Below are 13,648 nucleotides of genomic sequence, written 5' to 3'. Positions count from 1 at the left end.
TTTTAAAAATTATGGAATCAAATTTCTTAAAATCAGTAAGAAAGAGTATTAAATATTGGTATTTACCTTTGATTATTGGTATTCTATTCATTTTGACTGGATTTTATACTTTCGTAGCACCACAAGATTCATACTTAGCTTTGGCAATTATTTTTAGTGCCTCTTTTTTAGCTTCTGGAATTTTAGAAATCATCTTTGCTGTTTCCAATCGTGATGAGTTGGATCATTGGGGGTGGAATTTATTTGCAGGAATAGTAACTGCAATTATTGGTTTTTTATTACTAGTTAATCCTCAGGTTACCATGATTACATTGCCCTTGTACGTAGGATTTACGATTCTGATTGCTTCATTTACAGCCGTAGGTGCTGCCATGAACTTAAAAAATTACGGTGTATTAGACTGGGGAAACCTAATGGTTATTGGTGTACTGGGAATTTTATTCTCTTTCTTCCTAATTTTTAATCCTCTCTTTGCTGGGATGACAATCGTAGTATGGACTGGATTGGCTTTTTTAGCTATTGGAGGTTTTTATGTTTATGTATCAATAAGACTAAAAAAATTAAAAAACAACTTAACTGAATAAGAATATAGCATCTTTTAAAAAGTGGACTAGTACTTCAAAGAAAAATAACTACTTAAGTATTAGTTTACTTTTTTTAAACTACACCAGATTTCTGTGTTATTAAAATCGAGTAAAACAGAAAAGAAACAAGACTAGGTATTCTTGTAATTTAATTTCAAGTATCTTGTTTGTTTGAATGGTTTCACTCATAGCGCCTTTTGATTTGGTCATTGCCTTATCATTTTTATGCTTTTTATACAATTACGAATTACCTATTTTTAGGTTGTTACAAGTAAGTCGTATTTTGTATGTGCAATAGTTGGTCGTAAATGGGCTATTACTTGAAAAAAGCAATAGCATAATACGTTTTTTTAAATGCAAATTAACCTTTTAATAATTATACATTGATCCTACTCACTATTCTTTATTCCATTTTTATTTTACTAGTATGTATTAAAATTTTATACGATACCGATACTCCTAGTAAAGTTGTCGCTTATTTGTTTTTAATCATTTTCTTTCCTGTAATTGGGGTTATTTTCTACTTAACATTAGGTGTAAATTATAGAAAACAAAAACTGTACAAAAAAAGCTTTCTAGTAATTCTGAAATCTTTCATGAAATTGAAGAAAAAGTAGCTGCAATTTCTAATGAAACGTTGCTACAGAAAAAAGACGATTTAAAGCATTTTATGCCCTTAGCTAAAATGATTAGCTGGAACAACACCTTAAATACCTATAACAATACAACGAGTTTATTTATAAACGGAGAAGAAAAGTTTCCTGAAGTACTTAAAAGTATTTCTAAAGCAAAGCATCATATACATTTGCAATATTACATTTATGAAAATGATACCATCGGTACGCAAATTGGCGATCTTTTAATACAAAAAGCACAAGAAGGAGTTGAAGTAAGGGTAATTTATGACGATTTAGGAAGTAAAAAACTCCAATCTAAATTTTTAAAACGTCTGAAAGATGCTGGTGTTAAAGTTGCTCCGTTTTTTAAAATAAAATTTCTAGTTCTGGCAAATAGGGTAAATTACCGAAATCATAGAAAAATTATTGTTATTGACGGACTTGAAGGGTATGTGGGAGGTATTAATGTGTCTGACAAATACATTAACAATGGCAAACACAGTCTTTACTGGAGAGATACTCATGTTAAAATTGTAGGAGCTGCCGTAATGAACTTACAATATATCTTTTTAACAGATTGGAACTTCTGTGCTAAAAAATCTGTTCCACTCTCTGATGTTTATTTTCCAATACAACAGGCTGCTAGCAAGAATTTTGGCTCTCACCTTGTACAAATAACAGCTAGCGGACCCGACTCAGATTACCAAGACATTATGTACTCTTTAATAAGTGCTATTACCCTTTCTAAAAAAGAAATTTGTTTAACAACCCCTTATTTTATTCCTGAGAAGTCATTTACAGATGCTCTTAAAATTGCTAAAATGAGCGGTGTTGACGTCAAAATATTAGTTCCGGGAATTTCCGATTCAGTTTTGGTAAACATCACCTCTAACTCATATTACGAAGACCTTTTAAAGGCTGGAATCAAAATTTACAAATATCAAAAAGGTTTTGTGCATGCTAAAACCATGGTATGTGATGACTTGATTGCCATGGTTGGAACCGCAAATTTAGATCAGAGGAGTTTTGACTTGAATTTTGAAGTAAATGCTTTAATTTACGATGCTGAGTTTGCTAAAAAACTACGAATAGAATTTTATAAAGACCTAGAACATGCCGATGAGTTGGATTTAGAAACATGGTTAAAAAGACCTTTTTACACTACGTTCGCAGAACGTATTATGCGACTTGTTTCTCCTTTAATGTAACTCAACTCGCTAATAAATTATCCTACAAAAGAGTATTGAATGAACTTTGTTGAGTAAACCCTGATAAACAAAATATAGTTGGGTTACTGAAAAACTTATACGATTTACGAATAATTTTTTAGTGCACTGTCAGTTCTAGACAACAGACAAAAAAATTGTCAAGCAAATGTAATGACAGCTATAGAATTATTTTTTTAAAGGCAAATTACTTTAATTAACGAGAATACAATAAAGCACCTCGTCCTAAGCAGACAAGCCAAAAACAACACCACAAGAACCGTTAAAAATTAAAATCTGTTTGAGTGATAACGAATTATTTTGATTTAGGTTCGAGGATGATTATTATTGAGTGCAGACTGGTTAGGGCTAGATTTTTTGTCTTTTTTATACTGAGCGTAGCCGAAGGAGTTTCATCAATGGAAAAAGAAAAACATCTTAGAAAAAGAGTATGCTATGTAAAATCTAAGTCGTTAAAAAAAGAGGTCAATGGTAGTGGTTTTTAAGAATGATAATGAATTAAAAATTGTACTTCGGCAGCACTGAGAGATATCATATCACTTCTCGATACAAAATTATTTCCATTTCATTCAACTCATTTTACTCGAAGAGACATAGGCGAAAATGCGAAATAATAAACCATAAATCGTATTACCCCTTAAACAAATAAAAAGCTCCTCAATGAGGAGCCTAGAGTACATTTTGTTTTACATATTTTATTTACCCATTATTCTTTCAAGTTCAGATGTTAGTGTTTTAACATTACTAACCATTTTCATGATAACACCATTAGCATCAACGATTAAATGCGTGGGATATTGTTTTACTTTTAATTTTTTAGCCATATAATCCTTTTGTTCAGGAATGGTGGGGTATTTAAATTCTTTGGTTTTTAAGAAGTTAACCAATTCATCTTTTTTATCAAAAGCCAAACTAACAAATTCAATTTTATCGTCTTTGTACTTATCTACCAACTCATTTAACTCAGGAAACTCTTCAACACATACTTTACAAGTAATAAACCAACATTTAATAACTAACAATTTTCCTTTTGTATCCTCTTTATTGTGTGCCTTGCCCTGTAAGTCGACAAAATCATAATCAGGAAGCCTTTTACCCTCCATTTTAAAATATTGATGAGCTATTGCAGCTTTGCTAACAATGGACTTTTTAATTTTCTCATCGGTAGAGTCGTCAATACTCATTAGTTGATAGTGTATTTTTCCTTTTTTTTCAGACTTAACAGGAATATAAGCACCAGTGCGAAGCAAGGTTAAAAAGATACCTTTGTCCATTGAAGAGCCTTTGTCATCTATAGGAACAAAAGTTGACATTAAATCAATATTTTCTTTTGTGTAAGTATTCCAAGTGTCAAAATCTTCTTGAAGATCTTCTATGTTAACAGAATTTAAACTCATTGACACTTTTTCAGTAGACACCTCTTCCTCTTCACTTACGTTTTCTTTAGAAGATGCTTCATCTGACGGAGTTGTTTTTACCACTTTTTCAGGAGTAGTTACTTCACTACTTTCTGTAGTATCTTCAGCCGAAATAGAATTGTAATAACTATTTAGACCAAAAAACGAAATAGCAAATCCAATTGCTATTGATACTAAAGCTAGTAAAATATTTCTCATTTTTGCTTTGATTTTATTGTTAACATACCGTAACTCTGTACTAAGATAGCTCTTTTTTACGAAATGATTAAATCTTTATTCTCCAGTTATGTTTGTCTTCTATTTTGTTGTATTGAATGTTAAGTAGTTTTTCTTTAAAAAATGAAGCGTAAGGGTTATCTATTTCTGGTAATTCAAAAGCCTCATTTTGATGCTTAAAACCTTTTATAGGGTTGATAGTAGCAGCAGTACCTGAACCAAAAATTTCTTTTAATTCTCCTTGCTTTGCAGCTTCTTTTATTTCGGCAACAGATACTTTTTTTACTTCAATCTCTATATTGTAATCTTTAGCAAGCTGAATTATAGATTTACGAGTAACACCATCTAAAATACGATCATTGGTTGGTGCCGTTACAAGTTTATCTCCTATTCTAAAAAAGATGTTCATGGTACCTGCTTCTTCAAGATATTCATGCGTATTTGCGTCTGTCCAAATAATTTGCTGATACCCTTCTTTATGCGCTAAACTAGTAGGATAAAATTGTGCAGCGTAGTTACCTGCTGCTTTCGCAAAACCTACGCCTCCATCGGCAGAACGACTATACTTTTCAGCAAAAATAACTCTAACTTCATCAGCGTAATATGATTGAGCAGGCGAACAAATAATAATAAACTTATATTCTTCGGCAGGAGAAGCGGCAATTGCGGCTTCAGAGGCAATAATAAACGGACGAATGTATAATGAATTTCCTATTCCTTTTTTAATCCAAGTCTTATCTATTTCAAGAAGCTTTTTTAAGCCTTCAAAAAACACATTTTCGGGTACTGCGGGCATTGCTAAACGAGCACCAGATTTGTTAATTCTGTGAAAATTTTCATCTGGACGAAATAAAAAAACATCGCCATCATCGTCTTTATAAGCTTTCATTCCTTCAAAAACAGCTTGTCCATAGTGAAAAACTCTAGCCGACGGCTCAAAAGATAAAGGCCCATAAGGCATAATTTTAGGTGTTTGCCATTTACCATTTGCAAAATCACAAACCAACATATGGTCAGTAAAAGTGCGACCAAAGGCTAAATTGTTAAAATCTACGGTGTCTATTTTCGACTTCTGTATAGGTTCAATATCAATATTCATTGTGTTGTTGTTTAATGCCACGAAGATACAAAAACTGTATGTTATAATTAAGTTGAAAGGCTTAGCCTGAACAAATATGATTATCTTTGTTTTTTATAATTTAATTTTTTTAAAATGCATAAATTAGTAATAGCGCTGTTGTTAACAAGTATGGTTTTTATTTCTTGTAAAAAAGGAGAGCAAACAACTAGTGAAGCAACCAAAACAGCATATCAAACATTCGGAGCATCGATAAGTGCTAACGAAGCATTAACAGCAAATGAAATGCTTGCCAAATTTCAAAATTTATCTTTAGGAGACACCATAAATGTAAAATTTGCTTCAACAATAAATGAAGTATGTAAGAAAAAGGGATGTTGGATGAAGTTAGATTTAGGAGAAGAACAAGAATCAATGGTGCGTTTTAAAGATTATGGTTTTTTTATGCCTTTAAATGCAGACAGTAAGGAAGTAATTGTAAATGGTAAAGCGTATGTAACAGAAATTTCTGTAGATGAACTACAACATTATGCTAAAGATGCAGGTAAATCAGAAGCGGAAATAGCAAAAATTACAGAACCTAAATATACCTATGCCTTTGAAGCAGATGGCGTATTAATGAAGAAATAATGAAACCATTTATTGTTGTATTGTTAATGTGTTTGGTACTTTTTTCTTGTAAAGAAGAACAAAAAGAACCCAAACAAGAACTTGTAATGTATCAATCTTCAGAAATGGCAGCTTTAATGAATGCCATGTACGAAGGGAACATGACAATTAAAAATAAGATTTTAGAAGGAGAATCAATAGGAAACTTTCCTGAAACCTATCTGAATATTCACAATGCGGTTTTAACCGACCCGGCTGATAGAAATGCAAGCTTTGACGCTTTTTCAAAACTGTATATTCAAAATATGCAACAAGTATATTCTGGTTCAAAAGATTCTTTAAAACAAAATTTTAATCAAGCAATAAATAGTTGTATTGCCTGTCATAAAACTACTTGTACTGGATCCATACCGAGAATTAAAAAATTATTGATTAAATAATTGAATTATAAAACGAGAAATTATCATAACGTCCGATGGCTCTACCACCATTCATTTACCAGAATGGAATGAACAATACCATTCTAAGCATGGTGCCATACAAGAAGCCTATCATGTATTTATTAAGAATGGACTAAAACATACAGATGCTAAAAAGGTATCGATTTTAGAAATTGGTTTCGGTACAGGGCTCAATTGCTTTATTACCTTGTTAGAAGCAAACAAAGAAATTGATTATGTTGGAATAGAGGCATACCCCGTAGCAAAAGAAGAAGTTGAAAAGTTAAATTATGTTGCTGAATTAGAGGCAGAAGATAAACGGACACTATTTGAAAAAATTCACGAAATTTCTTGGGAAGAGAAACATAAAATCACTTCTAATTTTTCATTGACTAAAAGAAAACAATTTTTTAACGAAATTACCGATAAAAATTGTTTTGACTTACTTTACTTTGATGCCTTTGGAGCAAGGGTGCAACCTGATTTGTGGACAGAAGAGATTTTTAAAATCATGTTTACCGCATTAAAACCAGAAGGAATTTTGGTAACCTATTCAGCAAAAGGCAGCGTTCGACGCGCCATGCAAAAAGTAGGCTTTGAAGTAGAACGTTTACCCGGACCGCCAGGGAAACGAGAAATGTTACGAGGAACCAAGTTAGAATGTAATATTTAAGACAATTAGTATAGCAATTAGAAAATAAATAAATGGAGTTTAAAAGACGTTTTGGTAACCGAAAAAAAGGAAATCCTAAAAGAGGGTTGTTTTTGGTAATCTTGTTAATTATTGTATTGTATTTGTTTTTCAATGCAGAAAATATTTTGGGAAGATTTTTATAAATGAAACCATTTCAATTCAAAGAATTTTCTGTATACCAAGATAAAACAGCGATGAAGGTGGGCACTGACGGGGTGCTGTTGGGGGCATGGTGTAATTTAGGAGAGTTTCCAGATACCATCTTAGATGTCGGTTCGGGTACAGGAGTTATTTCATTAATGCTAGCACAACGTAGTGATGCCATGACTATCGATGCCGTAGAAATTGATGAAAATGCCTACGAGCAAACCGTTGAAAACTTTGAACAATCCGATTGGGGAGACCGACTTTTTTGTTACCATATTTCTTTTGCGGAATTTGCTGAAGAAATCGCTGAAGAAGAAGAAAAATACGACGTTATAGTGTCAAACCCTCCATTTTATACCGACAACTATGAAACAGAAGACGAAGCCCGAAATAAAGCACGATTTACGAGTTCATTGTCTTTTGAAGAATTAGTGAATGGTGTGAATAAAATATTGTCTGATACCGGGAAATTTTCAACCATACTCCCTTTTAAAGAGGAGGAGAATTTTGTGAAATTGGCTAAAAATTACAATTTACACCTAAACAGAGTTTGCCGAGTAAAAGGAACTTCAACCTCAGAAACTAAACGCAGTTTATTAGAGTTTTCATTCACAGAAACCACCATTCAAGAAGAAGAATTGGTTATAGAAACAAAAAGACACCAGTATACTGATGCCTATATAAATTTAACGAAAGGTTTTTATTTGAAAATGTAGCCTAAAAAAACGTGTTTACTCTGAATAGTCAAAATCTTCAGATAAAAACTTATCAGCCATTTGATTAAAAAATACTGAATTATTACGAGGAGCCCCATGATCGCCTCCAGGCATAATGCATAATTGTGCTTTAGGTATATTGTTAAAAATTTCTACGGCATGTTCATTTTTAATAATATCTCTATCTCCAATTATTAGTAGCACAGAAGCGGTAATTTTCTTTAATTCAGCATGACTAATATTTGGCTGGTTCATTAAAAGATTATCGAATAAAAGTTCTTTTTTCCAGTTTTTACTAGTGTCGCCTTTTATTATCATATTCAATGTTTTCCCATTCATTTCTCTAACTTTATCATAAGCCCATGTATTAATGGCAGTGGTGTCAGGTCTTAAGTTAGCCCCCATGGTAACTATTTTTTTAATAGGTACCTTATTGTTAATTCCCATTTTTAAGGCAATGATGCCACCATCACTCCAACCAAGAATATTTATAGAGTCAAGTTGCAAGCGAGTTACCAATTTTTCCATGTCTTTAGCCATTTTATCGTAGGTTAAAGAGATTGCCTTTAATTCAGACTTCCCTTGTCCTCTACTGTCAACAGCTATTACTCGGTATTTATTTTTAAAATAATCAATTTGATATTCCATTGCTTTAATATCGGCACCACAGCTATGAATTAATACCAAAGGTTCTCCTTTTCCATACTCTTCGTAGTATATTTTAGTACCGTTCACTTTTACATATTTACCTACAGCATCATTATTTCCGTAAGGAGTTGTGAATTTACTTTGGGCATTGGCAGTGCCAAATTGAAAGAGTAAAAGGAAAAAACATACTTTATAAAAAGGTAGTTTACTTATCATATAGTTCATATTTAGAATTAATTGTTTGTGCTTTAAAAGTAATTAAATTAAGATAGAAATCAACATGAATATACTGTTGTTCTTATATAAGGGGGGATTTATCTAACCCTAAATATAGTTTTTTTCTTTTGAAAGTAGAAAAGTATTTTAATCGAAGGACGATAGCCAAGGGTTTAATTTCCTGAGGCTTGCCTCGGTATAGTTTATTTAAGGTCGCTTTTAAGAATAAGAATTATGTATACACACGAAAAACATTGGTATACCTCAAGGTGTTGTGCATAGGTGTTATTGGCAATCGTTATTTTTTTGATTCGTTATGTAATTCGATGCGCATATACTCGTTTAATTCTGATTTATGAACTCCAAGATACTTCTTAATTGCATTATAATAATCTTCGTCAGTTGTACCACTCGACATAAATTCTTTCAGTAAACCCCAACCACCTTTGTCCATTATTTTCTTAGCTATTAGTCCACCCAAGGCGTAGTGATAAGAAGTTTCACTATCCAAATTAATTAGCTTTAACATATTACTTAAGTCTATTTCGCGATGTTCTTGTAAATAATTAGTTACTCTTTTTATGTGCCAGTCTAAACTTTTTCCACGGCTTCCGCCCAATAATGTTGCTATTCCTTCGGAAACCCAGAAGTGCTTGTTTGGAAAATTTTCGTCTAGTTGAACATGAAAAACTTCGTGCGGATAATATTCTCCCAAACCGCCACAGTAAACTTTATCATCTGATGCTTTACCAGTGGGTATTGATTGCCCGCCCATTCCTATATAATAATCAATACCTTTTAATTTTTGAATTTCATCGTAGTCTCTAGCAAGATAATACTCAAAAGGCTTTGGTTGCACACCAAAATTATCACATATCTCGTTTATAAAATTATTAAGTTTCTGAGCCTTCTGATAGTCAAATGTATGGTATTTAGGATAATAAAAATCGACAATACCTACTGTTGTGCAGTTCCAACTTTTTTTATTAATAGTTAACGAATTGTATAATTTGAACACGCCATTTTTCTTTTTAGCAATATAATTTACTATTGCTAAAACGTACGGACTTCCATCTTCTTTGCAATAAGAATACTGTACTTTGATCTGGCAAATTCCATTGTTGAATTTTATGCTCAAAACATGAGCTGGAAACCCCATATAAAGCGAAGGCTGAAATTCGCTTTCTAAAAAATCATAACTCTTGTGTTGCTGTTGTTCTTTACTATTCCAAAATGAATTTGTTGCTTTTTTTTGAGGGTTTGAAGCCAAGTAGCTTTCAAAAAGCATCATTACTTCTTTTGTTTCTACATCTGTTGAATCAATACCATGGTTATAGGTTACTTTTTGTCCAAAAGCACTTAAACTTATAAAAACTATAAGTATGGTTTGAAGTAGTTTCATTCTAATAGTTACTAACGAGATTTAAAGATATGATTCCGTAAATGAATCATATCTCATCAATAGCTAAAGTTAGTCGTTTAAACATTAAGAATCAAACTAAAATTACCCTTTCACACTCTCAGGATTATAGCCTAAATACGGTACTTCTTTTTCAACAAAATTAATTCCGTAATCTTCCAACTCCTTTAAAATAGGCTCATACACTTCTTTACGAATCGGCAATTGTACGCCAGGAGTAGTAATATCGCCATTTAAAATACGTAGCGTTGCCATAGCTACAGGCAATCCAACTGTTTTTGCCATGGCAGTATAGGTTTGGTCATCTCCTGTAATAACCATACTACTTTCTATTTGGTACTTTTCTTCTTTGTATCGATATCCAAAAATATGATGCATTACAATCATGTCTTTATCTTCAGCCTCAAGAGTCCAAGAATCCATCAATATTTTCTGTAGAATTTCTGCTGGTGTAGCATTTTTCAATCCCACTTTTTTATTCGGATTAAAAATATCTAACTCAACAAACTTGTCCCACATAATATCATCTTGGTCAATTTTTAAATACGAACGGAATTTCAATTCAACAGAATCAGACGGAGAATAGGCTAAGAAAAGATTGGTAAAATCGCGATAACTCATATTTTCAGAATCTTCAATAGTATACGTATCATCTGTCATTCCTAACTGCACAAACACGTTCCAAGCACGAGAAAAACCAACTTTACGAATGGTACCACGATACATGGTTTTAATATCTTCCAAGCCATAAATACTTCTATACTTCAAAGAATCGCGATTGGCATAGGCTTCAAATTTTCCACTACCGTTAATGGTTAAAAATTCTGTTCTACGAAATAATTTATGATACGGAATGTATTTATAGGTGCCTTCTTGAATAAACATCGAAGCCCCGCCTTGACCCGCCAAGACTACATTTCTAGGATTCCAAGTAAACTTATAGTTCCATAAATTGGTATCACTTTCGGGTGCTATCAATCCGCCACAAAAAGACTCAAACAATAACATTTTTGCCCCTTGTTCTTTTATACGGTCAATAACCTGCATCGCACTCATGTGGTCGATACCCGGATCTAAACCAATTTCATTCATAAAAACCAATCCTTTTGCTTTTGCTTCTTCATCTAAAGCTTTCATTTCATTAGAAATATATGAGGCGGTAACCATGTGTTTTCCATAGGTAATACAATCTTTAGCAACTTCAATATGAAAACGGGTAGGTAACATAGAAATAACAATAGCTGCTTTTTGAATTGCTTCTGAGCGTTCTTTGGCATTAAAAACATCTAACTGAATTGCCGTAGCATTTGAATGATTGTTTACTTTAGATTGCGCATTTTCTAAAGATACATCTCCAATAGTAATATGTAGGTTTTCTTCCGAAGATTTATCTAATAAATATTTTATAAGTGAAGCGCTTGATCTACCAGCACCAATTATCAATATATTTCTCATTAAAATGTATTTTTGTTGTAAAAAATTTGAGGCGACAATATCGTTAAAAAAGTTTAATTTCAAACAAAAATAGATATAATGTATAAAAATTTAACAACAACAGCAGTTTTAGGAGTAATTGCTGTGATTTTAGGTGCTTTTGGTGCCCATGCTTTAAAAACAAAACTCGCACCAGAAGCTTTAGATAGTTTTGAAACTGCTGTACGCTATCAGTTTTTTCATGTATTGCTTTTGCTCTTTGTAAATAGTTTTACTGGGTTTACAAATAAAGAAAAGAACAAGATAAGTTACTTTATGATAGCAGGAATTGTATTGTTTTCAGGGTCGATATACCTCATTCACTTGGCAAATGTTCCTGCAAAAGCTATTTGGTTTGTAACACCGCTAGGAGGAATATTGTTAGCAGTTAGTTGGAGTTTGCTCGCTTTCAGCTTCTTAAAAAGAGTTAGGAAGAATTAAAGTTCATAAAATTTTTGCAGGATCTATCTTTTTAAACAAAAAGAACTATTTTTGCCCCAAATTAAACACAACTAAAATCTTTTAAGATGACAAATCTTGATACGAAAACGATATCGTTAGATAATTTAGGCATAAAAAACGCTACGGTTCGTTATCAATTAACTTCAGACGAGTTACACAACACCACTATTGAAAAAGAACAAGGAGTAGAAACTAGTTTTGGAGCATTGGCAGTTAAAACAGGTGAGTTTACAGGTCGTTCTCCTAAAGACCGTTTTATCGTTAAAGACGATATAACGAAAGACCAAGTTTGGTGGGGAGATATTAATATCCCTTTCGATTCAGAAAAATTTGACAAGCTATACGATAAAGTAACCAACTATTTATCAAACAAAGAAGTGTTTGTACGCGATAGTTATGCATGTGCAGATGAAGCTTACAAATTAAATATTCGTGTGGTAAACGAATATCCTTGGAGCAATATGTTTGCATACAACATGTTTTTACGTCCTACAGAGGAAGAATTGAAGAATTTTTCTCCAGAATGGACCGTAATAAATGCTCCTGGTTTTATGGCAGATCCAGCAGTAGACGGAACGCGCCAACACAACTTTGCGATTTTAAACTTTACCAAAAAAATAGCACTAGTTGGTGGTACAGGATATACAGGAGAAATTAAAAAAGGAATTTTCTCTGCCTTAAACTTTATTTTACCCGTATTTAAAAACACCTTACCAATGCACTGTTCTGCAAACGTTGGTAAAGATGGTGATACAGCTATTTTCTTCGGATTATCGGGTACAGGTAAAACGACCCTATCTACCGATCCGACACGTAGTTTAATTGGCGATGATGAGCACGGTTGGACTGCTGAAAATTCCATCTTTAATTTTGAAGGAGGATGTTATGCAAAGGTAATCGACTTATCTAAAGACAAAGAACCAGAGATATACGGAGCCATTAAAAGAGGCGCCATTCTTGAAAATGTGGTGATGGACGATGAAGGGAATGTAGATTTTCATGATACTTCAATTACGCAAAACACACGTGTAAGTTACCCTATTTATCACATCGAAAATATTCAAACACCATCTAAAGGTGAAAACCCAAAGAACATCTTCTTCTTAACCGCAGATGCTTTTGGAGTATTGCCTCCGATTTCTAAATTGACACCAGGGCAAGCGGCGTATCACTTTATTTCTGGATACACGGCTAAAGTGGCAGGAACCGAAGCTGGGGTAACAGAGCCACAACCTAGTTTCTCAGCATGTTTTGGAGCGCCTTTTATGCCATTACATCCAACGCGTTATGCAGAGATGTTAAGTAAGAAAATGAAAGAAACAGGAGTTAATGTGTGGTTGGTAAATACAGGATGGTTTGCAGGACCTTATGGTGTGGGTAACCGTATGAAATTAAAATACACCCGTGCAATGATTAATGCGGCATTAACTGGTGGGTTACCAGAAGGCATTACAAGAGAACATTACCATATTCATTCCGTATTTGGTTTGGCCCAGCCAAGAACTTGTCCAGGAGTGCCTGACGAGTTATTAAGCCAACGTAAGGCTTGGAACAATGATGAAGCCTACTACAAAACAGCCCACAAATTAGCAGATTCGTTTAGAAACAACTTTAAAAAGTTTGAAGATTATGCGAATGATGAGATTTTAGCTGGAGGACCTCCAGTGGCTGAAAAATAAAAACA

Annotated in this window: 15 protein-coding genes; 10 read left to right on the top strand and 5 right to left on the bottom strand. The window is 33.1% G+C overall.

Features of this window, described 5'->3' with window-relative positions; genetic code table 11:
- Nucleotides 1–11: 11 nt before the first annotated feature.
- From P8625_RS13335 to cls, 3 genes are all read left to right on the top strand, one after another.
- Nucleotides 12–584 carry an HdeD family acid-resistance protein gene (locus P8625_RS13335; RefSeq protein ID WP_279650937.1) on the top strand — a complete coding sequence of 191 codons (573 nt, stop codon included), beginning with the start codon at nt 12–14 and terminating at the stop codon, nt 582–584.
- Between the two features lie 383 nt (nt 585–967).
- Nucleotides 968–1,201 (top strand): PLDc N-terminal domain-containing protein, encoded by a 234-nt coding sequence (locus P8625_RS13330; protein WP_279650936.1) that lies wholly within the window; start codon nt 968–970, stop codon nt 1,199–1,201.
- Entirely contained in the window at nt 1,174–2,409 is a 1,236-nt protein-coding gene (cls, locus tag P8625_RS13325; RefSeq protein WP_322790523.1) for a cardiolipin synthase, read from the top strand. Before P8625_RS13330 ends, cls begins: the two co-directional genes overlap by 28 nt.
- A gap of 713 nt (nt 2,410–3,122) precedes the next feature.
- Here the strand turns inward: cls and P8625_RS13320 are convergent.
- A complete protein-coding gene (locus P8625_RS13320; protein WP_279650935.1) occupies nt 3,123–4,043 on the bottom strand; it encodes a TlpA family protein disulfide reductase in 921 nt (306 codons plus the stop codon).
- 67 nt (nt 4,044–4,110) lie between these two features.
- Nucleotides 4,111–5,160: a branched-chain amino acid aminotransferase gene (locus P8625_RS13315; RefSeq protein WP_279650934.1), complete on the bottom strand. Its 1,050-nt coding sequence runs from the start codon at nt 5,158–5,160 to the stop codon at nt 4,111–4,113.
- A 114-nt stretch (nt 5,161–5,274) separates the two neighbouring features.
- Here P8625_RS13315 and P8625_RS13310 point away from each other — a divergent pair, with 114 nt between their 5' ends.
- The 5 genes from P8625_RS13310 to P8625_RS13290 are packed head-to-tail and all read left to right on the top strand — an operon-like array spanning nt 5,275 to nt 7,745.
- Nucleotides 5,275–5,769 (top strand): DUF4920 domain-containing protein, encoded by a 495-nt coding sequence (locus P8625_RS13310; RefSeq protein ID WP_279650933.1) that lies wholly within the window; start codon nt 5,275–5,277, stop codon nt 5,767–5,769.
- On the top strand, nt 5,769–6,188 hold the full coding sequence (locus tag P8625_RS13305) for a hypothetical protein (RefSeq protein WP_279650932.1): 420 nt from the start codon (nt 5,769–5,771) through the stop codon (nt 6,186–6,188). Before P8625_RS13310 ends, P8625_RS13305 begins: the two co-directional genes overlap by 1 nt.
- A gap of 7 nt (nt 6,189–6,195) precedes the next feature.
- The gene (gene mnmD / locus P8625_RS13300; protein WP_279652964.1) at nt 6,196–6,861 is read left to right on the top strand and encodes a tRNA (5-methylaminomethyl-2-thiouridine)(34)-methyltransferase MnmD; all 666 of its coding nucleotides are present in this window, start codon (nt 6,196–6,198) and stop codon (nt 6,859–6,861) included.
- A gap of 32 nt (nt 6,862–6,893) precedes the next feature.
- On the top strand, nt 6,894–7,025 hold the full coding sequence (locus P8625_RS13295; RefSeq protein WP_279650931.1) for a hypothetical protein: 132 nt from the start codon (nt 6,894–6,896) through the stop codon (nt 7,023–7,025).
- Nucleotides 7,026–7,745, top strand: a complete 720-nt coding sequence (locus P8625_RS13290; protein ID WP_279650930.1) for a tRNA1(Val) (adenine(37)-N6)-methyltransferase — start codon at nt 7,026–7,028, stop codon at nt 7,743–7,745. It begins immediately after the preceding gene.
- 15 nt (nt 7,746–7,760) lie between these two features.
- Here P8625_RS13290 and P8625_RS13285 read toward each other — a convergent pair whose 3' ends face one another.
- From P8625_RS13285 to P8625_RS13275, 3 genes are all read right to left on the bottom strand, one after another.
- Entirely contained in the window at nt 7,761–8,609 is an 849-nt protein-coding gene (locus P8625_RS13285) for an alpha/beta fold hydrolase (RefSeq protein WP_279650929.1), read from the bottom strand.
- Nucleotides 8,610–8,907: 298 nt separating this feature from the next.
- Nucleotides 8,908–10,011 carry a hypothetical protein gene (locus P8625_RS13280; RefSeq protein WP_279650928.1) on the bottom strand — a complete coding sequence of 368 codons (1,104 nt, stop codon included), beginning with the start codon at nt 10,009–10,011 and terminating at the stop codon, nt 8,908–8,910.
- A 102-nt stretch (nt 10,012–10,113) separates the two neighbouring features.
- Nucleotides 10,114–11,484 carry a saccharopine dehydrogenase family protein gene (locus P8625_RS13275; protein ID WP_279650927.1) on the bottom strand — a complete coding sequence of 457 codons (1,371 nt, stop codon included), beginning with the start codon at nt 11,482–11,484 and terminating at the stop codon, nt 10,114–10,116.
- A gap of 78 nt (nt 11,485–11,562) precedes the next feature.
- Between P8625_RS13275 and P8625_RS13270 the strand changes: the two genes are divergently transcribed.
- Both P8625_RS13270 and pckA read left to right on the top strand, forming a co-directional pair.
- Nucleotides 11,563–11,943 (top strand): DUF423 domain-containing protein, encoded by a 381-nt coding sequence (locus P8625_RS13270; protein ID WP_279650926.1) that lies wholly within the window; start codon nt 11,563–11,565, stop codon nt 11,941–11,943.
- 86 nt (nt 11,944–12,029) lie between these two features.
- Nucleotides 12,030–13,643, top strand: coding sequence for a phosphoenolpyruvate carboxykinase (ATP) (gene pckA, locus P8625_RS13265; RefSeq protein ID WP_279650925.1), 1,614 nt, complete (start codon nt 12,030–12,032; stop codon nt 13,641–13,643).
- Nucleotides 13,644–13,648: the final 5 nt, after the last annotated feature.

It is taken from the genome of Tenacibaculum tangerinum (assembly GCF_029853675.1).
GTDB classification, from domain to species: domain Bacteria; phylum Bacteroidota; class Bacteroidia; order Flavobacteriales; family Flavobacteriaceae; genus Polaribacter; species Polaribacter tangerinum_A.
This window is presented reverse-complemented; position numbering and strand designations above follow the sequence as displayed.